The sequence below is a fragment of the Curtobacterium caseinilyticum genome (assembly GCF_030363035.1).
GTDB classification, from domain to species: domain Bacteria; phylum Actinomycetota; class Actinomycetes; order Actinomycetales; family Microbacteriaceae; genus Curtobacterium; species Curtobacterium caseinilyticum.
Genome location: NZ_JAUCMN010000007.1, coordinates 145,923 through 166,104, shown reverse-complemented (window position 1 = coordinate 166,104; position 20,182 = coordinate 145,923). Strand labels below are relative to the sequence as shown.

General features: G+C 72.8%; 22 protein-coding genes. 14 read left to right on the top strand and 8 right to left on the bottom strand.

From position 1 onward, the window contains the following. The first annotated feature begins 95 nt into the window (after nucleotides 1–95). From QUG93_RS11540 to QUG93_RS11510, 7 genes are all read left to right on the top strand, one after another. The gene (locus QUG93_RS11540) at nucleotides 96–896 is read left to right on the top strand and encodes a sugar phosphate isomerase/epimerase family protein (RefSeq protein ID WP_289474007.1); all 801 of its coding nucleotides are present in this window, start codon (nucleotides 96–98) and stop codon (nucleotides 894–896) included. Beyond that, nucleotides 893–2,008: a Gfo/Idh/MocA family protein gene (locus QUG93_RS11535; protein ID WP_289474006.1), complete on the top strand. Its 1,116-nt coding sequence runs from the start codon at nucleotides 893–895 to the stop codon at nucleotides 2,006–2,008. Before QUG93_RS11540 ends, QUG93_RS11535 begins: the two co-directional genes overlap by 4 nt. A gap of 232 nt (nucleotides 2,009–2,240) precedes the next feature. Then, nucleotides 2,241–2,687 (top strand): hypothetical protein, encoded by a 447-nt coding sequence (locus QUG93_RS11530; protein ID WP_289474005.1) that lies wholly within the window; start codon nucleotides 2,241–2,243, stop codon nucleotides 2,685–2,687. A gap of 163 nt (nucleotides 2,688–2,850) precedes the next feature. Continuing rightward, a complete protein-coding gene (locus QUG93_RS11525; RefSeq protein WP_289474004.1) occupies nucleotides 2,851–4,362 on the top strand; it encodes an MFS transporter in 1,512 nt (503 codons plus the stop codon). Next, entirely contained in the window at nucleotides 4,355–5,344 is a 990-nt protein-coding gene (locus QUG93_RS11520; RefSeq protein ID WP_289474003.1) for an alpha/beta hydrolase, read from the top strand. Before QUG93_RS11525 ends, QUG93_RS11520 begins: the two co-directional genes overlap by 8 nt. 100 nt (nucleotides 5,345–5,444) lie before the next feature. After that, a complete protein-coding gene (locus QUG93_RS11515; RefSeq protein WP_289474002.1) occupies nucleotides 5,445–6,167 on the top strand; it encodes an alpha/beta fold hydrolase in 723 nt (240 codons plus the stop codon). Nucleotides 6,168–6,357: 190 nt separating this feature from the next. Beyond that, the gene (locus QUG93_RS11510; RefSeq protein WP_289474001.1) at nucleotides 6,358–8,061 is read left to right on the top strand and encodes a beta-N-acetylhexosaminidase; all 1,704 of its coding nucleotides are present in this window, start codon (nucleotides 6,358–6,360) and stop codon (nucleotides 8,059–8,061) included. A 142-nt stretch (nucleotides 8,062–8,203) separates the two neighbouring features. Here QUG93_RS11510 and QUG93_RS11505 read toward each other — a convergent pair whose 3' ends face one another. From QUG93_RS11505 to QUG93_RS11495, 3 genes are read right to left on the bottom strand one after another with little or no spacing between them, the layout of a single operon-like run. Then, a complete protein-coding gene (locus QUG93_RS11505) occupies nucleotides 8,204–8,818 on the bottom strand; it encodes a TetR/AcrR family transcriptional regulator (RefSeq protein WP_289474000.1) in 615 nt (204 codons plus the stop codon). Nucleotides 8,819–8,867: 49 nt separating this feature from the next. Beyond that, complete coding sequence (locus QUG93_RS11500; RefSeq protein WP_289473999.1) at nucleotides 8,868–9,425, bottom strand: MarR family winged helix-turn-helix transcriptional regulator; 558 nt, start codon at nucleotides 9,423–9,425, stop codon at nucleotides 8,868–8,870. Between the two features lie 47 nt (nucleotides 9,426–9,472). Then, a complete protein-coding gene (locus tag QUG93_RS11495; protein WP_289473998.1) occupies nucleotides 9,473–9,655 on the bottom strand; it encodes a hypothetical protein in 183 nt (60 codons plus the stop codon). A 167-nt stretch (nucleotides 9,656–9,822) separates the two neighbouring features. Between QUG93_RS11495 and mgrA the strand changes: the two genes are divergently transcribed. Continuing rightward, entirely contained in the window at nucleotides 9,823–10,866 is a 1,044-nt protein-coding gene (gene mgrA, locus QUG93_RS11490) for an L-glyceraldehyde 3-phosphate reductase (protein WP_289473997.1), read from the top strand. Nucleotides 10,867–10,984: 118 nt separating this feature from the next. Here mgrA and QUG93_RS11485 read toward each other — a convergent pair whose 3' ends face one another. Next, nucleotides 10,985–11,776 (bottom strand): alpha/beta fold hydrolase, encoded by a 792-nt coding sequence (locus QUG93_RS11485; RefSeq protein ID WP_289473996.1) that lies wholly within the window; start codon nucleotides 11,774–11,776, stop codon nucleotides 10,985–10,987. Then, a complete protein-coding gene (locus tag QUG93_RS11480) occupies nucleotides 11,776–12,303 on the bottom strand; it encodes a phenolic acid decarboxylase (protein WP_289473995.1) in 528 nt (175 codons plus the stop codon). The genes QUG93_RS11485 and QUG93_RS11480 overlap by 1 nt, the downstream gene beginning before the upstream one ends. A 62-nt stretch (nucleotides 12,304–12,365) precedes the next feature. On the opposite strand from QUG93_RS11480, the gene QUG93_RS11475 reads away from it, so the two are divergent. From QUG93_RS11475 to QUG93_RS11465, 3 genes are all read left to right on the top strand, one after another. Further along, a complete protein-coding gene (locus QUG93_RS11475) occupies nucleotides 12,366–12,836 on the top strand; it encodes a MarR family winged helix-turn-helix transcriptional regulator (RefSeq protein WP_289473994.1) in 471 nt (156 codons plus the stop codon). 108 nt (nucleotides 12,837–12,944) lie between these two features. Continuing rightward, nucleotides 12,945–13,388 carry an Hsp20/alpha crystallin family protein gene (locus QUG93_RS11470; RefSeq protein ID WP_111240192.1) on the top strand — a complete coding sequence of 148 codons (444 nt, stop codon included), beginning with the start codon at nucleotides 12,945–12,947 and terminating at the stop codon, nucleotides 13,386–13,388. 14 nt (nucleotides 13,389–13,402) lie between these two features. Beyond that, nucleotides 13,403–13,717: a hypothetical protein gene (locus QUG93_RS11465; RefSeq protein ID WP_289473993.1), complete on the top strand. Its 315-nt coding sequence runs from the start codon at nucleotides 13,403–13,405 to the stop codon at nucleotides 13,715–13,717. A 102-nt stretch (nucleotides 13,718–13,819) separates the two neighbouring features. On the opposite strand, the gene QUG93_RS11460 is transcribed toward QUG93_RS11465, so the two are convergent. Then, complete coding sequence (locus QUG93_RS11460) at nucleotides 13,820–14,701, bottom strand: manganese catalase (protein WP_289473992.1); 882 nt, start codon at nucleotides 14,699–14,701, stop codon at nucleotides 13,820–13,822. 37 nt (nucleotides 14,702–14,738) lie between these two features. After that, complete coding sequence (locus QUG93_RS11455) at nucleotides 14,739–15,572, bottom strand: SDR family oxidoreductase (protein ID WP_289473991.1); 834 nt, start codon at nucleotides 15,570–15,572, stop codon at nucleotides 14,739–14,741. A gap of 472 nt (nucleotides 15,573–16,044) precedes the next feature. Between QUG93_RS11455 and QUG93_RS11450 the strand changes: the two genes are divergently transcribed. Then, nucleotides 16,045–17,331, top strand: a complete 1,287-nt coding sequence (locus QUG93_RS11450) for a sensor histidine kinase (protein ID WP_289473990.1) — start codon at nucleotides 16,045–16,047, stop codon at nucleotides 17,329–17,331. Continuing rightward, nucleotides 17,328–18,023, top strand: coding sequence for a response regulator (locus QUG93_RS11445; protein ID WP_289473989.1), 696 nt, complete (start codon nucleotides 17,328–17,330; stop codon nucleotides 18,021–18,023). Before QUG93_RS11450 ends, QUG93_RS11445 begins: the two co-directional genes overlap by 4 nt. On the opposite strand, the gene QUG93_RS11440 is transcribed toward QUG93_RS11445, so the two are convergent. Beyond that, nucleotides 18,020–19,015: a matrixin family metalloprotease gene (locus QUG93_RS11440; protein WP_289473988.1), complete on the bottom strand. Its 996-nt coding sequence runs from the start codon at nucleotides 19,013–19,015 to the stop codon at nucleotides 18,020–18,022. The genes QUG93_RS11445 and QUG93_RS11440 overlap by 4 nt on opposite strands. Before the next feature lie 137 nt (nucleotides 19,016–19,152). Between QUG93_RS11440 and QUG93_RS11435 the strand changes: the two genes are divergently transcribed. Continuing rightward, nucleotides 19,153–20,172, top strand: a complete 1,020-nt coding sequence (locus QUG93_RS11435) for a YdcF family protein (protein ID WP_289473987.1) — start codon at nucleotides 19,153–19,155, stop codon at nucleotides 20,170–20,172. The last annotated feature ends 10 nt before the right edge of the window (nucleotides 20,173–20,182 follow it).

The window sequence follows — 20,182 nt, the reverse complement described above, 5'->3', positions numbered from 1 at the left end:
GTGGTTTTTGGGGTAGCGTCGGTCTCGATCTCGCCGGGGAGCATCGATCCTCGACGGGCCCCGACAACCTGACAGGACCGAAGGAGCCCTCTGCCATGCCCACCACCTCTGTGCAGCTGTACTCGCTGCGCGACGCCATCGCCGACGACCTCGACAAGGCCATCGCCCGGGTGCGCGAGATCGGCTACGAGAACGTCGAGCCGTACGCGTTCGTCGAGCGCGCCGCCGACCTCGAGAAGGCATTCGCCGCCACCGGCCTGAAGGCTCCGTCGGGCCACGTCGCCGTGATCGACGCCGAGGACACCGCACCGATCTGGGACGCCGCGGAGCGCCTCGGCATCCAGACCGTCATCGACCCGTTCATCCCGACCGACCGCTGGCAGACCGCCGACGACGTCGCGAAGATCGCCGAGCGCGTGAACGAGCTCACCGCCGAGGCCAGCGCCCGGGGCCTGCAGTTCGGCTACCACAACCACCAGTGGGAGTTCACCAACAAGGTCGACGGTCGCACCGTCTACGACCTGTTCGTCGAGCAGCTCTCGCCGGAGACCGTGCTCGAGGTCGACACCTTCTGGGCGACCGTCGGCGGCGCCGACGCCCCGGCCGTCCTCCGCGCACTCGGCGACCGCGTCGTCGCGATCCACGTCAAGGACGGCAAGGTGGACGGCGACATCCTCACCGCGCTGCCCTCGTCCGAGAGCGCGCTCGTCGTGCCCGAGGCGCTCCAGCGCGCCTTCGAGAACCAAACGCCCGCCGGCCAGGGCGACGTGAACGTCCCCGGCATCCTCGCCGCCGCGCCGCAGGCCATCCGCGTCGTCGAGTTCGACGCGTACTCGGGCGACGTCTTCCAGGGCATCACCGAGTCCCTCGAGTGGCTGAAGGCGAACGACAAGTGACCCGCGTCGGAGTCGGCATCATCGGTGCCGGCAACATCTCCACCCAGTACCTCGAGAACCTCACGAAGTTCGCCGACGTCGAGGTCCGCTTCGTCGCCGACGTGCTCCTCGACCGCGCCGCCGCCCAGGCCGAGGCGTACGGCGTCGCCGCGTCCGGTACCGTCGAGGAGCTCCTCGCCCGCGACGACGTCTCGATCGTGATCAACCTGACGATCCCGGCCGCGCACGCCGAGGTCGACCAGCAGATCATCGACGCCGGCAAGCACGTGTGGAGCGAGAAGCCGATCGCGACCGACCACGAGTCGGCCGCTGCGGTGCTCGCATCGGCGAAGGCGAAGGGCCTCCGCGTCGCGACGGCCCCCGACACCGTGCTCGGTGCCGGCATCCAGACCGCGCTGCGGGCCATCGCCCGCGGGGACATCGGCGAGCCGCTGACCGCGACGACGCTGTTCCACGTGCCGGGTCCCGAGGCATGGCACCCGAACCCGGACTTCCTGTTCGCGCAGGGTGCCGGCCCGCTGTTCGACATGGGCCCGTACTACGTCACGACGCTCGTCCACGCGTTCGGCACGGCGTCCCGCGTGCAGGCCGTCTCCTCGAAGTCGCTCGACCGACGCACCATCGCCTCGGGCGACCGCGCCGGCGAGACCTTCCCGGTCGAGGTCCCCACGCACCACGCCGCGCTCATCGAGTTCGCCGGCGGGCAGTCCGCCCAGTCGACGTTCTCGTTCCAGCACGCCCTGCCGCGCATGGGCTTCGTCGAGATCAACGGCACGCTCGGCACGATCTCACTGCCGGACCCGAACACCTTCGAGGGCTCGTCGCAGCTCTGGCGCTACGGCCAGGACGAGCCTGAGACGCTCGAGGCCGTCGGTTCCACCTGGGGACGCGGGACCGGCGTCGTCGACCTGGCGCGCGCCATCGCCGAGGACCGTCCCGAGCGGGCGTCCGGCGCGGTCGCACTCCACGTCCTCGACGTGCTGCTCGGCATCCGCGACGCGGCCGAGTCGGGCCAGGCCGTCACGATCGAGTCGACCGTCGAGCGGCCCGAGCCGCTGCCGGAGGACTTCGACCCGGCTGCCGCCGTGCTCTCGGCGGGCGTGGACGCGTAGTCCGCCACACGGTTCCGGACGGGAGGCGCGGTGCCAGCTGGCACCGCGCCTCCCGTCCTTCCGCGGTCCGGCCGGTCGGCCACCCAGGGTTCGTCCTGTGGTCGGATGCCCGGCGCCCGCTGCCGTGCGATCGTCGCGGGTGGAGGGGAATCCGACCGCTGTCGAAGGAGGCACCACGGGTACGACCAGTGGTCCCGGGCGTCGACGGTGGGCCGTCGCCGCCGCGGTCGTCGTGGGAGCTGTCCTGGTGGCCGGCGGCGCCGCGGTCCTGGTCGACCACGCGCATTCCGCAGCCACCGCCCGGCGACTCCCACCGGCGAGCGCCTCGTCGGAGCAGGTCCTGCGCGTGTACCTGCGCGCGGCCGTGGCACACGACTGCGCGCTCACCGAGGCCCTGACCGCGGCTGACGCCCCGACGACGCCGGATGCCGCCTGGTGCGGTCACCGGCAGCCGACGTCCTGGTGGGACGACCACCCGGACCTGCTCGCCTACCGGAACGTCCGCGCCGCCGAGCGGATCCCCGCCGACGAGCGCGGCGGGGTCGCCGAGGAGTGCATCCCCGTCGACGTGACCCAGACGAACATGTCCGGCGACGACCCCGGCGTGCTGCCCGGGTGGGAGTTCTGCTTCCGCCACACCGCGGACGGCTGGCGGCTGTACGACCAGGGCTACGGGTGACCACGCACCGCCCCTGACGGCGGCCGTCCGGCCGTGGGCTGGCGCGATCGGGCCCTGGGCGCTACCGTGCTGACCAGAGGGAAAAACGTCGCGCCACCCCGGTGGCCGACAGCGAGCACGCGTCTCACGGGAGTCGCCACTTCTTCATCGAAGGAGTGCGCCCGTGTCCGCCCGATCCCCTCTCTCCCCACGCAGCACCGGCGATCCGACCCGCCTGCGCGACGCGTGGATCGCCCTCGCCGGCCTGTCCGCGGTCTTCCTGTTCGAGATGCTCGACAACTCGGTGCTCACCGTGGCGCTGCCGACGATCGGCCGCGACCTCGCCGCACCGACCGCCGCCCTGCAGTGGGTCTCCGGCGCGTACTCCGTCGCGTTCGGCGGCCTCATGCTGCTGTTCGGGTCGGTCGCCGACCGGTTCGGGCGTCGTCGCACCATGCTCGTCGGCCTGGTCCTCCTCGCCCTGGTGAGCGCGTCGACCGTCCTCGTCACGTCCGTCGAGCAGCTCGTCGTCGTCCGGGCGCTGATGGGGCTCGCCGCGGCGATGACCACCCCCGGCTCGATGGCGCTGACCTTCCGGCTGTTCACGGGCGACGACCTGCGGGTCCGCGCCCTGACGGTCGTGTCGACCGCGGGGCTCGTGGGCCTGGCGGTCGGTCCGACGATCAGCGGGTTCGTCCTGGCCGTGGCCCCGTGGCAGGTGCTCCTCGTCGCGAACGCCCCGATCGCCCTGGTCGCACTCGTCGGCATCCGGGCGGGTGTCCGCCCCGACCGGCCCGCCGACCTCCACCGCGAGCCGGTCGACCTCGTGGGCGCGGTCCTCGGCACGGTCGTCGTGGTCGGTGTGCTCGTGACACCGACCCTCGCCGTCACGGTCAGCAGGTCGTCTGCCTGGGCCGCGGCCGCGGTGACCGTCGCCGCACTCGTCGGGTTCGTCGTGCGGGAACGCAGCGCACGCTCCCCGATGCTCGATCTCGCCCTGGTGGCGCGGCCGCTCGTCGCGAGCGGCCTGGCGTACAAGGCAGCGGCGGGCCTCGCCACCGCGGGGCTGTCGTACATGGTGACCCTGCAGCTGCAGTCCGCCTGGGGGTGGCCGCCCGCCCTCGCCGCGATCGGCACCCTGCCGCAGGTCGTGGTGCTCCTCGCGAGTGGCCGGTTCGTCGGACCGTTCGTCCACCGCGTCGGCGTCGAGCGAGCCGCGTGGACCAGCGCCGCGGCGGTCGTCGTCGGGCTCGCGGTCTTCACCGTGCTCGGCCGGACGGGCTACCCCGCCGTGGCGGTCGCCCTCGTCCTGGTCGCGGCCGGCATGCGGGTCGTGGGTGCGGTCGCCGGCAACAACGTCCTGGCCGGACTGCCCGCCGAGCGCACCTCGATCGGTGCCGCGCTGGTCGACACCGCGAGCGAGCTCGCCACGGCGGTCGGCATCGCGGCCACCGGGACCGTCCTCGCCGCCCTCGTCCCGGGCAGCGTCACCGCGGCGCACCCCACCGCCGCGCACGCCGCCGCGGTCGTCGGAGCGATCCAGGTCGCCGGCGTCCTCGTGACCGGTGTGGCAGCGCTGTTCGTCGGCATCGGTGTCGCCCGCGCGCGCAGCGGCTCCCGACCGTCCGACCCGGCCTCGTCCGGAACCCCCGCCCCAGCCACCACCACGACCACCCAGGAGTCCTCCCGTGCCTGAGACCACGACCCGCCCGCCCTTCGACCCCGAGCTCGCCGCCTTCCTCGCCGCGATCGCAGCGCGCGGGCCACTCACGATCGACGCGGCCGCCCTGCCCCGCATGCGCGCACTCGAGGTCACCGAGCAGCAGCTCGACGACCGGCTGCGCTCCCGCGGGTACGAGCGCCGCAGCATCACCGTCCCTGGTCACCTCGGCGACCCGATCGACCTGGCCGTGATCGAGCGCACCGGACGCACGGGCACGACCGCTGCCGTCTACGCGATCCACGGCGGCGGCATGGTGATGGGCCACCACCTCGGCAACCTCGACTCGTACGACGACTGGCTGCTCGACCACGACGTCGTGCTCATCAGCGTGGACTACCGCCTCGCGCCCGAGCACCCCGATCCCTACCCGGTCGAGGACTGCTACGCCGGCCTCGTCTGGGTCGCGGAGCACGCCGACGAACTCGGCATCGACCCGGAGCGCATCGTCGTCGCCGGCCAGAGCGCCGGTGGTGGACTCGCCGCCGGCACCGCCCTGCTCGCCCGCGACCGTCAGGGGCCCGAGCTGCTCGCGCAGGTCCTGGTGTCACCGATGCTCGACGACCGCGACGCCACCGTCTCGACGCACCAGTTCGACGGGGTCGGCATCGCCGACCGGCAGATGATGCACTTCAGCTGGGGCGCCTACCTCGGTGACCGACGCGGCACCGCGGACGTGTCGCGGTACGCCGCACCGGCGCGGGCGGAGGACCTGTCCGGGCTCCCGCCCACGTACATCGACTGCGGCAGCGCCGAGGTGTTCCGCGACGAGACCGTCGCGTACGCGGGGGCCCTGTGGGCGTCCGGCGTGGACGCCGAGCTGCACGTCTGGCCGGGTGCCTTCCACGGCTTCACGAGCATGGTGCCGCGGGCCACGGTGTCGCGGACGGCGACGGCGGCACTCGCCCGATGGACCGACCGGCTGCTCGGCGCACCGGAGCCGGCCGTCGAGCGCTGACGCGGCGAGCACCGACACGACGAGCCGCGACACGACGAGCCGCGACCGGGCACGCTCCCGGTCGCGGCGCCGGGGTCCGACGGTGTGCTTCGATGGCCCGATGCAGCTGCACGTCGACGACCGGGGGCACGGCAGCCGGACGGCGCTGCTGGTGCACGGCCTGACCGGGTCGTCGGAGAGCTGGCACCGGGTGGTCCCACTCCTGGTCGCTCACGGCTACCGGGTGCTCGCCGTCGACCTGCCCGGGCACGGGCGCTCACCCCGCGACCACGCGCTGACGATCCCGCGCGCGGCACGGGCGGTCGCCGCGTCGGTCGCGGGGACGTGCGGCACCGCGCCGGACGTGGCGATCGGCCACTCCCTCGGCGGGCTCGTCCTGGCGGCCGCGGTCGAACTCGGGGTCCTGCACCCACGCGTGACCGTGTCCGTGGACGCGCCCGCCGGGACGCGCGGCGGCTGGGACCGGGACGAGACCGCCGCCGAGTACGCAGAGGAACGGCGCGGCCGCACCGTCGAGGGACTCCGGGCGACCCGCCCCGCCTACGGCGAGCAGGACCGTGTCGTCGAGGCCCGAGCTGCCCGGCGGTTCGATCCCGACACCGCTGCCGCGCTGGCGGCTGGACCGGGGTGCTCGTTCCCACCGCCGCCCGGGTCGATCGTCGTCCGTGCCGACCCGAGCGCGTACGTCGACGACGACCGGGCGGCCGGGTACCGGGACCGCGGCGTGGACGTCCGGAGCATCCCCGGCGCTGCCCACACGGTCTGGTACAGCCACTTCGACGCCTTCGTCGCGGCCCTGCCCGAGGTGTTCGGCCCGAGCTGAGCGCCTCCGCCGGTCGCCGGCTCCGACGACGCAGCCGCCGCCGACGCCGCAGCCGACGCCGCAGCCGCAGCCGCAGCCGCAGCAGCCGACGACGACTCCGCAGCAGTCGCCGCTGCCGCTGCCGCTGCCGCCCGCAGCGTGTTGGATGGCCGTACGTGCAGCACCGCCGCTGCCGGAAGGACGACACCGCATGCTCATCCCCCGCCCCCGGTCCCGCGTCGACGGAGTCGGCACCTTCACGCTCGACGAGCGGACCCGCGTCGCCGCGGACCCGGCGACCGAGCCGGTGGCGCAGTACCTGCAGCAGGTGCTGCGCGCGTCGACCCGGCTCCCCCTGGCCGGTGCCGACGGCGCGGTCGACGTCCCGGTGATCGCCCTGCGGGTCGCGGCGGAACCGGACGGGCTCCCGGCAGGGCCAGCGGGCGACCGCACCGAGGCGTTCCGCCTGACGATCAGCGAGGTCGGTGTCGTGGTCGAGGGCGGCGGCCCCGCAGGCGTCTTCTACGGCGTGCAGGCCCTGCTGCAGCTGCTCCCAGCCGCCGTCCTCCGTCGCGGGCAGGTGTCGGACGGCCCGTGGACCCTCCCCGTCACGGTGGTCGAGGACGCACCCGCCTTCGCCTGGCGCGGCGTGATGCTCGACGTCGCCCGGCACTTCCGCACGACGGCGGAGGTCCTGCGCCTGATCGACCACCTCGCGGTGCACCGCATCAACCGCCTGCACCTCCACCTCACCGACGACCAGGGGTGGCGGATCGAGATCACGAGGTACCCGCGGCTCACCGAGGTCGGCTCCTGGCGCGCCGAGTCGCAGGTCGGCGCACACGTGCCCGATGCCGACGGGGTCCTGCACGTGGCCGGGTACGACGGCCGCCCGCACGGCGGCTCCTACACGCAGGACGACGTGCGCGAGATCGTCTCCCACGCCGCCGACCGGTTCGTCACGGTCGTCCCCGAGATCGAGACTCCGGGACACGTCCGAGCGGCCCTGGCGGCGTACCCGGAGCTCGGCGTGCACCCGGAGCGCGACCTCGACGTGTGGACCGAGTGGGGCATCGCGCACGACGTGCTCAACGCCGAGGACGGCACGGTGCAGTTCTTCCGCGACGTCCTCGACGAGGTCGTCGCCCTGTTCCCGTCCGAGTACATCGGCCTCGGCGGCGACGAGTGCCCGAAGGACCAGTGGGAGGACGACCCGCGGACGCAGGAGCGGATCCGCGAGCTCGGGCTCGAGGGCGAGGAACAGCTGCAGGCGTGGATCGTCGGGCAGCTCGCCGAGCACATCGAGTCACACGGGCGTCGGGCGTTCGGCTGGGACGAGATCCTCGAGGGCGGCACGCTCTCGTCGTCCGCGACCGTCGTCTCGTGGCGCGGCCTGCAGGGCGCGGTGACCGCCGCGCGCCGCGGGCACGACGTCATCTCGACACCCGACGACCAGGTCTACCTGGACTACCGGCAGAGCGACCTGCCGAACGAGCCGATCCCGGTCTCGATCGTGCTGACGCTCGACGACGTGTACGCGTTCGACCCGGTGCCGTCGTCCCTGCCCGACGAGGAGCGGGCGCACGTCATCGGCGGCCAGGCGAACATGTGGACGGAGCACGTCGACACGGTCCGCCGGCTCGACTACCAGCTGTTCCCGCGGCTCGTCGCGCTGTCCGAGGCCCTGTGGTCCGCGGACGCCGTCGCGCCACGCGACGTCACGGACTTCCGACGGCGACTCGAGCACCACCTCGGCCGCCTCGACGCCCTCGGGGTCGAGTACCGCCACGAGTCCGGTCCGCGCCCGTGGGAGGAACGGCCAGGCGTGCCGGGTCGTCCGCAGACCCGCGGCGAGCGAGCGGCCTACATGGACGCGGTCACCGCGAACATCGCGGACGACAGCCAGACCCGGTAGGCGGTGCGGGTACGACGGACGGCACCGCGCCCTGGACGGTACCGGTGACGGACGGGAGGCGCGTGGCTGCCCCGCCACGCGCCTCCCGTCCGGATCTCGACCGGCACCGGCCGGCCGGCCGGTCCGGCCGTCCGGACCGGCTTCAGTCGGTCGCGGCGGGGATGATCGACTCGAGCAGTCGGAGCACCCGCTCCCCGTCCACGGCCTCCGGGTCGAGCAACCACTGCACCTGCAGGCCGTCCGACGCGGCGATCCCGAGGCTCGCCAGGTCGACGGGGTCGAGGTCTGCGCGGATCCTGCCGGCGGCCTGGTCCGCGGCGATCAACTCGGCGAGCTCGGCGCGCAGCCGGGTGAAGCGCTCGCGCATGAAGTCCCGCGTCGCCGGGTGTCCCTCCTGCACGGCGTCGGCGGCGAGCGTCGTGTAGAGCTGCACGAGCCCGGGCACCGCACGGTTCCGGGACGCGCTCTCGCGCATGTCCCCGATCGCGGAGCGCATCCGGTCGGGAGCGTCCTGCTCGCGGACCTCGTGCTCGCGGTACACGGCGAGCAGGAGTTCGTCGCGGCTCGGGAAGTAGTGCCGCAGCGCGGCGTGGGTGATCCCGAGCGCATCGGCGACGGAGCGCAGCGATGATGCGTCGACGCCCTGCGCGGCGACCATCCGGATCATCTCGTCGAGGATCTGGGCGCGGCGCTCGGCACCCTTGCGGTACCCGCCGCGCCTCGGCGGGGTCGCGTCGTCGTCGACCTCGTGCGTCATCCCCCCAACTTACCGCTGGAAGGTTTTCGCGCCACTCCGGGTTCGGCCGCTACGAGTCGTTCGGCTCCTCGGCGCCGTCCGGGTCGACCGTGTACTCGTCCACCGGGGTCGGCGCCCCGTCGGCCAGCGCGTCGGTGATCTGCGACAGGCAGCGCGCGAGCACCTCGTTCTCCTCGCTCGACAGGTGGTCCATCACACCCACGACCGCCTCGTGGAACCGGGCGTACGACGAGTCGATCTTCTCGGCGGCCTGCACCGTCGGCTCGAGCACCTGCGCGCGGCGGTCCGTCGGGTGGGGCACCCGCACGATGTCACCCTTCGCGACGAGTCCGTCGACGATCTTCGTCACCGACGCGTTCGAGACGTTGAGCATGACCGCGAGGTCCTTCGGACCCATCGGCCGACCGTCCCGGTGCGCCTGCAGCATGTACCGGACGGTCAGGAACTCGTTCTTGGTCAGGCCGCTCTCGCCGCGGGCCTGTTCGAGCTGCTGCTCCTCGGCGTGCTGCAACCGGAGCAGGGCGTCGACCGCGAGCTTGGCCGCTCGTGACCGCGGCTCCCTGGCGTAGAGGTGCACGTGCTCGCGGCGGACGACGGTCAGGGGCATCTGCTGGTCGGGTCTCTCTGTCGGGCGGATCCGGTCGGAGCGGGCGGCTACGCGGTGGGCGCCGTGAAGAAGTCAGCGTACGACGGTTCGGCCCGCACGGACAGGAGCGACGGGTCCTGGATCCGCCGCGCCACGTAGGCGTCGATGACGGCCTGGTCGGTCAAGCCGACGCGGGTGTGCGTCGCGGCGAGCCGTGACGTGCGCGGCATCCCGGAGTACGTGCTGTGCATGAGTGGTCCCGCCTTCCTGCGTCGTTGCCGTCCTGGTCGGACGAGCAGAACTGTTTCACGAGGTGAACGGTCAGTGCAACGAACCTTTCGGATCTTGTACAGTTCGCGCGCCTTCGCTGCGTGTACAGGCCGGACACCGCCCCGGCGACCCGGGCCAGGATGGGGGCATGTCCTACACCGCGGCGGACGACCGCTACGACTCCATGCCCTACCGCCGGACCGGACGCTCCGGCCTCGACCTGCCGCTGCTCTCGCTGGGCTACTGGCACAACTTCGGCGACGACAAGCCCTTCGAGACGCAGCGCGCGATCAGTCGTCGTGCGTTCGACCTCGGCATCACGCACCACGACCTGGCGAACAACTACGGCCCGCCCTACGGTGCCGCCGAGCTGAACTTCGGCCGGCTCATGCGCGAGGACTTCCGGCCGTACCGCGACGAGATGGTCGTCTCGACCAAGGCTGGCTGGGACATGTGGCCAGGGCCCTACGGGCAGGGCGGCGGCTCGCGGAAGTACGTGCTCGCGTCGCTCGACCAGTCCCTGCAGCGCACGGGCCTGGACTACGTCGACGTCTTCTACTCGCACCGGCTCGACGCCTCGACGCCGCTCGAGGAGACCATGGGTGCGCTCCACACCGCCGTCCAGCAGGGCAAGGCGCTGTACGTCGGCATCTCCTCGTACGACGCCGAACGCTCCCGCCAGGCCGCCGAGATCCTCCGCGACCTCGGCACCCCGCTGCTCATCCACCAGCCGTCGTACTCGATGCTCAACCGCTGGATCGAGGACGAGGGGCTCCTCGACGCCGCGGGCGAGGAAGGCTTCGGGGTGATCGGCTTCACCGCGCTCGCGCAGGGGCTGCTCACCGGTCGCTACCTGGACGGCGTGCCCTCGGACTCGCGTGCCGCCGCAGGCAAGTCCCTCGACGCCGGGACCCTGACGGACGAGGTCGTCGGGCACCTGCGCGCGTTGAACGACATCGCGTCCGAGCGTGGGCAGAGCCTCGCGCAGCTCGCACTCGCCTGGGCGCTGCGCGACGAGCGGGTGACCTCGCTCGTGATCGGGGCGTCGCGCGTGGAGCAGCTCGAGCAGAACGTCGCGGCGCTCGGCAACCTGTCCTTCACCGACGACGAACTGCGGCGCATCGACGAGCACTCGGTCGGCGTCCTCGACGTCGACCTCTGGTCAGGAGCCCGCTCCGGCAAGGTGAGCTGACCCCAGACGTCGCGGCCAGCCGAGCTCGGACCGCGAAACGCAACGTGGGCGGTTGCTCGCAGCGCTGTGCCGCTGCGAGCTGCCGCCCACGTTGCGTCCTGCGGAAGGAGGGGGACCGTCAGGACAGGCCGAGGCGCTCGTCGAGCAGCGCCAGGAGCCGCTCGCGGAAGGGCACCGACGACCAGCCGTGGTCTGCGCCGTCGACGACCGTCAACCGTGCTCCGGGGAGGAGTTCGGCGTAGCGGCGGCCGTACGACACCGGCACGATCGCGTCCTCGGTGCCGTGCACCACGTCGGCAGGCCCGGTGTACCCGGACACCGGCCCGTACACGTCGAGGCCGTCCTGCACGTCGGCGACGAACGCCTGGCCGAGGGGCATCCCGCCGAAGTCGAACCAGCCGCGCTCGCGCACCGGGGCGAGCGGCTGCCCCTGGATCGCGTCGTGCTCGGTGATGTCGTCCACGACCACGCCGGCCGGCGACCACAGCGTGAGCGTCCGGACCCGCGAGGGCTCCCGTGCCGCGGCGAGCGCCGACTCCACCGCACCCAGGCTGTGCGCGACGACGTGCACGCCCTGCCCGCGGTCGGCGGCGTCGATCATCGCGACGACCTGGTCGACCTCGTCGCGGATCGTGATGTCCGCGAACTCCCCGTCACTGACGCCCTGGCCCAGGCGGTCGTGACTGCGGACGACCGCACCCCGGGCGACGAGGTGCCGGGCGGTCTGCACGAACAGCTGCTGGCCGCCGAGTGCCGTGCTGCTGAAGCCGTGCACGAGCAGCACGACGGGGGCGTCGGCGGCGGTGCCGTCCTGCGGCTCCCACTGCCAGCCGCGGATCGTGCGGCCGCCGTGGTCGAGCGTGGTCGGAGTGGTGCGGGGGTCGTCACCCCGCAGCGGCACGGCGCCCATCAGTTCGTCCGGTCCGCCCAGCCGGCCGGCAGGTCGCCGGGAGCGGTGTCGACCACGGACTCGTCGTCCTCGCCGACGTGCTCGAACAGGGTGATGTGCGCGAACTCCGGCACGACGTAGATCGGGTAGGTCGGTCCCTCGTCGCGGAAGCGCTGCATGTCGTCCAGGTGGTCGTTCTGGAACAGCACGGTCTTCTGCCCGTCGAGCTCGATCCACCGCGGGAAGAAGATCGTCCCGTGCAGGACGCGCTGCTCCGGGATGACGTTGACGACGACGCTCGTGCCGGTGGGCTCGTTCCAGGACACCTTGTACACGCCGGGGGCGAGGGCGACGAGGTCGACCGTCTGGTCCTTCACCCAGCGGCCACCGACGTGGCCCGTGTGGATCCGGTAGTCGATGGTCGTCGCGTTCTTGACGTACATCTCGTACTGCCAGCCGTTCGCGTACGTGTAGACGAAGCGGTGGCCGACGATGCCGGTCAGGTCCTGGGGCGGTTCGGGGTGCTCGACGGAGGTGGTGGTGTCCATGGCACGAGTCTGCGCCCGAAATGGTTTTGTTGCAAACAAAACACGCTGGTAGGTTGCCGAGCATGACGGGTACAGGCGACGAGACGACCCGGATCGCGCGACGGCTCAGCGACCGCATCGGACCGTTCCGTCGGACCCTGCTGCGGACCTCGCGCGCCGTGGCCGACCTGCCGGACGTGCCGGACGCCCAGATCGAGGTGATGCGCGCACTGAGCGCCGACCCCGCGGGCACCGCCCCGTCCTCGCTCGCGGCGCGCCTCGGCCTGGCCCGCTCGACCGTGAGCAACCTGGTCTCCGCGATGGAGCAGTCGGGACTCGTCGAGCGGCGGGTGGTCGGTGGCGACGGTCGCCGTGCCACCGTGCACCTGACCCCGCTCGCCACCGAGCGCCTCCGCACCTACGACGAGGCTGCGACGGCGGTCCTCGTCGACGCGCTCGCGCGCCTGTCCGATGACGACCGCACCGCCCTGGCCGCCGCGCTCCCCGCCCTCGAGCGCCTGCACCACGAGATCACGCCACCGCCCGCACGGTGATCCTCAGCCCCTTCCGAGCGGTCTCTTGGCACTCCTGAGGGGAGAGTGCTAGAACAGTGGCAGTTGAGTCGAGGGGACTCAACGAAGACCACGAAGGAGTTGATCTCGATGACGATGCAGTTCGACCCGTTCCGCGAGCTCGACCGACTCGCCGGCTCCCTGCTCGGTGCCGGCACCGGTGCTCCCCGCTCGATGCCGATGGACCTGTACCGCACGGGCGACCACTACGTCCTCGACGTCGACCTGCCGGGCATCGACCCGGGTTCGGTCGACGTGGACGTCGACGGTTCCGTGCTCACCATCCGCGCGGAGCGCACGCTCGGCGCCCCGGAGGGCTCGCAGTGGCTGACCCGTGAGCGCCAGCCGGGCACGTTCGTCCGGCAGCTGACGCTCGGTGACCACCTGGACACGGCTCGCATCAGCGCCGCCTACGACAACGGCGTCCTGAGCGTGACGATCCCGGTCAAGGAGTCCGCGAAGCCGCGCAAGATCGACGTCACCACCGGCGGCGGCGCACAGCAGCTCGCGGTCGGCAGCGGTTCCGCCGAGTAGGCCGGGGGCGTGCGGTGACGACGATCATCAACGCCCTCTTCGCCGTCGCGGTCGTGACGGCCGCGCTGGTCGCGACGAGCCTGGACCGTCGGGTGGCCGTGCTCCTGGGCGCGGCCGGCAGCACGGCGGGGAGCTTCCTCACCTGGCTGGTCGCGCCCGGCGCGTGGACACAGGTCCCGCTCGTCCCCTGGCTCGCTGCCGCCGCCGGCACGGTCGGGCTCATCGCGCTCTGGAGCGCGACGCGCCTCTGGTCCGGCATCTTCGAGCCGCCGCGCGCAGCGCGCGAGGACGACACGGCCGCCCTGGCGACCGTGGGCGCGGAACGGTGAGCACCTGACGGGTGGCGACCACCTGACGGACGGGAGGCCCGGTGCCAGCTGGCACCGGGCCTCCCGTCCGTCTGCGGTCACGTCACGCGACCGGCGCGACCGTCACTCCTTGTGCAGCTTGTCCTGCACGACCCCCGCGGTCTTCTCGACCACGTTCGGCAGCTCGGTCGTGCCGTACAGGCGGACGTCCGGGTGCGTGGGCGGCGGCATCGGCACCGAGGTGGTGGGACCGTCGTGGTACGTGTACTCGCCCTTGCCGTCGAACGACGGACCACTCGCCCACGGGCCGTCCGCTGCGGCCTTCCCGTCGGAGAAGTTGAGGTACTGGTAGTTGACCTCCTGGTTCTCCTTCGACTGCGGGAAGTTGCTCGGCACCGGGAAGCCCTCGACGCCCTTCTCGCGGAGCTCGGCCGCGGCGGTCGCCCACATGTTCTGGTGCATGGTGTCGCGCGCGATGAGGAACGACAGCAGGTCCCGCACGCCGTGGTCGTCGGTCATGTGGTAGAGCCGGGCGGCCTGCACGCGGCCCTGCATCTCGGCGTTCTCGTTCGCCGTGAAGTCGGCGAGCAGGTTGCCGGACGCGGTGATGTAGGAGCCCTGCCAGGGGTTGCCGTTGCTGTCGACCGGACGCGCACCGGCACCGGCGACGATGGCGTGCTGCACGTCGGTCCCGCCGACGATCGCGGCCACGGTCGGGTCGTCCTGCAGCGCGTCCTCGGTGATGCCGAGCGGGCTCTTCTCGAGCAGCTGCGCGATCATCGTCGCGAGCATCTCGACGTGCCCCATCTCCTCGGCGCCGATGCCGAACACCATGTCGCGGTACTTGCCCGGGATGTGCATGTTCCACGCCTGGAACTGGTACTGCAGCGCGACGGAGATCTCGCCGTACTGACCGCCGAGCACCTCCTGCAGCTTGCGCGCGTAGATCGCGTCGGGCTTGTCCGGGGTGGCCTTGAACTGGAGCTCTTGCTTGTGGAAGTACAACTCGTTCTCCTGTCTCGCTGGTGGTGGTCGGTGTGGCTCAGAGGATCGGCGTGCCGCCGGTGACGGCGACCCGCGCGCCGGACACGTAGCTGCCGTCGTCGCTCGCGAGCAGCACGTAGACCGGCGCGAGCTCAGCCGGCTGACCGGCACGACCGAGCGGCGACTGCTTGCCGAACTGCTCGACCTCCTCCGGCGGCATCGTCGACGGGATGAGCGGCGTCCAGATCGGCCCGGGCGCGACGCTGTTCACACGGATGCCGCGCGGGCCGAGCAGCTGCGCGAGCGCGGCGGAGAAGTTCGCGACACCGGCCTTGGTGACGTCGTAGGGCGCCAGGTCCGGCTTCGGATTGTCGGAGTTCACGGAGCTGGACCCGATGATCGACGCGCCGGCGCCGAGGTGCGGCAGGGCGGCCTTGACGAGGTGGAAGTACGCGCTGAGGTTGGTCGCGATGGTGTGGTCCCACTCCTCGTCGCTGATCTCCTCGATCGTCTCGTGGGTCATCTGGTACGCGGCGTTGTTGACGAGCACGTCGAGTCCCCCGAGTTCCTCGACCGCGGTCGCGACGACGCTCCGGCAGTACGCCGGGTCGCTCAGGTCACCCGGGAGCAGGACGGCCTTCCGACCCGCCTCCTCGATCCAGCGCTTCGTGTCCTGCGCGTCCTCCTCCTCGTCGGGGAGGTAGCTGATGAGGACGTCGGCCCCCTCGCGGGCGAACGCGATCGCGACGGCCTTGCCGATGCCGCTGTCGCCGCCGGTGATCACGGTCCGCTTGCCGGTGAGCTTGCCGGACCCGCGGTACGACTGCTCGCCGTGGTCGGCCGTCGGCGTGAGGTCCTGGTCGCTGCCCGGGGGCTGCTGCTGGTCGGTCATGTGGCTCCCTGTCCCGCGGTGGTCGGCCGCCGGTGGACGGCCCTTCCTCGTCCCACGGCCGGCGTGGGACCCGTGACGGCCACGGTCGGCGTCGCCGTCTGGACGGGCGTCCGGGGTGGCCGGATAACGCACTCCTGGTGTCCCGATCGCGCGGCGCGGCGGCGCTCGACCGCCCTGTGGTGGGCCGGTGGCGATCACGGACCGGGTGCTCGGCCGAGCGACGAGTCGAGGCCGCTTCGTCCTCGAGGACGACCCCGTTCGTCCCTCCGCCCGATGCCCGGGGGCCGGGTGCCCCGCCAGGCTCGGTGGCATGGAGAACTCGACGAAGCACGTGATCGCCACCCTCGTCACCTGCGCCGCGATCGTCGCGGTCACCGTCGCGGCCCTCGTCGCGATGTCACCGGTCCCGTGAGCCCGGCGTCCGCCGCCGACCCGACGCCGTCCGAGCCGGGCGTCGTGCGATGATCGAGCCGTGACGGACCGGCGCACGTTCCTCCGGCCGATGCGGGTCCGGTCGATCGTCGCCGACGTCCTCTGGGCGGTCGTCGCGGCGGTGCTCTTCGCCGCACCGATCGACGTCGACCTCGAACACGCGAGCCCCCTCGCCGTCGTGACCGCGTGCGCGGCGATCGCGGTGCGCCGCCTGTCCCCGAGCGGTGCGATGGTGGTGACCGTCGTCCTCGGTGCCGTGCAGGTCACCGGCGGCGAACGCCCGTCGCTGGTCGACCTCGCCATCGCGGTGGTCATCGGCACGGTCGCCATCGTCGGCACGCGGACCGAGGCCGTGCTCGCCGGGCTGCTCGCTGCGATCGCCGGAGCGTCCGCATCCTTGTACCTCTCCACGACCGGTTACCGGTACGCCGTCCTGCTCGACGGACCGCGCGACCAGGCCGTCCTCGTCCTCGCAGCCCCCGCACTCGTGCTCCTCTCGGTCTGGGCCATCGGGCTCGCCGCACGCGCCGTCCGATCGCAGAACGCCGAGTCGGTCCGCCGCGCCGACGCCGAGGCCGCCGCCAGCCGGGCCGAGGCGGTGGCGAACCGCGCCGAGGCCGTCGCCACGCGTGCGGTGGACGAGGCCGAGGCCGAACGCATCCGTGCGGACATCGCCCGCGACGTGCACGACGTCGTCGGCCACTCACTGGCGGTGATCATCGCGCAGGCCGACTCCGTGCCGTTCCTCGACGACGAGGCCCGGATCCGCGAGGTCAGCGCGACGATCGCCAGCACCGCCCGCAGCTCCCTCGTCGAGGTCCGCCAGGTCCTCGGGCACATCGACGGTTCGGACACCGTGACCGACCCGTCGTCGTTCGAGGAGATCGTCCGCGGCATCCGCGAGGCCGGGGTGGACGTCGAGCACACGGTCCGCGGCGTCGCCCGGCCGCTCGGCGCGACGCACGGCACGGCTGCCCGACGGGTGCTGCAGGAGATGCTCACGAACGCACTGCGGCACGGGACCCCGGGCGGCGCCGTCGAGGTGCGCGAGACCTGGCGCTCGGCCGACCTCGTGCTCGAGGTCGAGAACGGCGTCCCCGCGACCGCCCTGCCGGTCGGCGGTGAGCTCGGCCTCGAGGAGCTCGCCGCCCGGACGACCACCGGCGAGCAACCGACCGTCACCACCCGGGGCTCGGGCCGCGGACTCACGGGCATGCAGACCCGACTGACCACGATCGGCGGGTCCTTCGACGCCGCCGTCCTGGACGCGGTGTTCTCCGCCCGCGCCCGCATCCCGTTCGACGTCCGAGGGGGGACGACCCGATGACCGACCCGATCCGCATCCTGCTCACCGACGACCAGGCGCTCTTCCGCGCCGGGCTGCGCGTCGTGCTCGACGCCCAGCCCGACATGACCGTGGTGGGCGAGGCGTCCGACGGCGCCGAGGCCCTCGACCGGGTCCGCGAGCTCCACCCCGACGTCGTGCTGCTCGACATGCGGATGGCGGGGACGGACGGTGTCGAGACCGTGCGGCAGCTCTACTCGGGAGCGGTCGAGGGCCCGCTCCCCCGCGTCATCGTGCTCACCACCTTCGGGCTGGATCCCGCCGCGGCCACCGCGATCCGACTCGGCGCCAGCGGCTTCCTGCTCAAGGACACCACGCCGCCGTTCCTGTTCGCGGCCGTCCGTGCGGTGCACGAGGGCAGCTCGGTGATCGCACCGAACGACCTGTCACAGCTCTTCGGCGCCGACGTCGCCCGCGCGCCCGCACCGCAGCCCGAGGCCTTCCAGACGTTGACCGACCGGGAGCGCATCGTGTTCGGGTGGGCGTCGCGCGGGCTGTCGAACGCCGAGATCGCCGCGAAGGAGTTCGTCACCGAGTCGACCGTGAAGACGCAGATCTCGAGCATCCTCGGCAAGCTCGCACTCCGGGACCGGGTGCAGCTCGTCGTCTACGCGCACGACCACGGGCTGGCCGGGGCGCGCGAGGACCCTGCTCGGACCGAACCGCCCCGCTAGTTGCGGACGTCGATGCCGAACGCGTCGCCGAGCCCGAGCGTGCGCTGCGCCACGTCGCACTGCGTCGATGCGGGCTTCATGACGAGCCCGGAGGCCTGCGTCGTGTGCCCGAGCCCGTACGCGTGCCCCCACTCGTGGGTCGCGACGCCGCGCAGGTCGAACTTCGCGCCGGAGCACGTCGCCGACGAGGACCACGCGTACGCGGTCGTGTAGCGCTGGTCGACCTCGACGGCGACGCCCGACCGCGACCACACGCACGTCGTCGCGAGCGTGCCCGAGCGGAGCGCACCCCACCCGGTGGTGTTCGCTCCGTTCGGCGTCCCGCACCCGCCGTTCGCGCTGACGGCCGGCGCCTGGTTCGTCGTGCCGAGGTAGGTGTTCCGGACGTTCGACGTGATCGACCGGCCGCAGACGGCGATCGTGCCGGTCCAGGCGTTCGCGCCCGCCCGGATCGCCGCAGCGTCGGCCGCGCGCGCACCGGCGGGGTTCGACGACCAGCGGATGGTGGTGTTCCAGCGGTACCCGAGCAGGGCGTACGAGCGGTTCGTGCAGCTCGACGTCGGCGCGGCCTTCGTCGTGGTCGCAGCCATCGGGTGGGCGGTCGTGCCCCCACGGACCAGCCCCTCGTGGACGGCGCGGACCTGCCGGATCGCGGCCGGCGACCCGGACCAGACGTGCTCGAGCGAGACGGCGACACCGGCGCGGCCGGTGTTCGTGATCGACACGTCCCCGGTGTCGTGGCCGCCCGCCGCCGCGACGGGGAGCGCCGACACGGTGGTGCCGGCCGCGGGCACCGCGAACCGACGGCCGTCCGGCAGCGCGATCGTGCCGCGGTCGACGACGCAGCCACGCGCGAGGTCCCCCACGGTGATGTGGTCGCCGCTGCACGACGGCGCGGCCTCGGCCGGGGCGACGCCGACCGACGTGGTGACGACCGCGGCGAGCGCGATCCCGAGTGCGACCGCGGCTGCGGTCACGGACGACGTCCGCACGATGGATCCTCCAGGGGCACGAGCAGGGGGAGACGAGCGCACCGAACCGTGCGACGCACCAGTGTGCGGAGACGGGCGGACGGGGGTCAACCCCCCGATCTCGGGATCCCCGTACGGGGCGGCGGTAGCCTGCGAGCGTGTTCCTGCTCCTCGTCGCGGTGGTCTTCGCCCTCTGCTTCGCGGTCTCACGGCGGCGCGACCCCCGCATGCTCCGCAACGGGGTCTTCCTGACCGCGGCCGTCGTGTTCGGGGTCCTCGGCGTGCTGTCCGTCGCGGCCGACCGGTCCGTCGTCGCCCTGGTGGCGCTCGGACTGCTCGCGCTCGCCCTGCCGATGAGCGTCGTCGTCTTCGGCGTCGCCCTGATCGCCAACGGCGTGACGATGCTCCGCAAGGAGGGCCGGAGTCTCGGCAACCAGCTGTCGCTCATCGTCGGCGTGCTCGTCTTCGCGCTGCCGGTCGTCGCGGTCCTCGTCACGGTCTGGTTCGGGATCGTCGGGCTGTCGGTGGCCGCCCTCATCGCGCTCGCGTCCGCCTACGCCAGCGCCGCGTTCGTCTCCTTCGCGGTGTACTCGGTCGTGTACGGGCGGATGCGGCACGGCGTCGCGCCGACGGCCGTGGTGGTGCACGGTGCCGGACTCCGGCCCGACGGCACGGTCACCCCGCTCCTGCGCGGCCGGCTCGACCGGGCGCTCGGCGTCTACCGCTCGGAGGCGGCGCGCGGCAACCGTCCCGTGCTCGTGCCGTCCGGCGGCAAGGGTGCGGACGAGGTCCGTTCCGAGGCCGCCGCGATGGGCGAGTACCTCGCCGCGCAGGGCGTCCCGGCCGAGGACCTGCTGCTCGAGGACCGCTCGACGACCACGCGCGAGAACATCCAGCGCTCGGCGGTGCTCCTGCGCGACGCGGACCGGCACGGACCGCTGCTGCTCGTCACGAGCGACTACCACGTGCTCCGGACGGCGTCGCTCGCCCGGCGCCTCGGTGTCGACGCGCAGGTCGTCGGCGCCCGGACCGCCCGCTACTACGTGCCGAGCGCGTTCCTGCGCGAGTTCGTCGCGCTGCTCGTCGAGAACCGGTGGGTGACCGTGGTCCTGCTCGGCCCCTTCGTCGTCATCGCCGCGGCCGTCGTCGTCGGCCAGCTCACCGACCTGTTCCGCTGAACGCCACGAG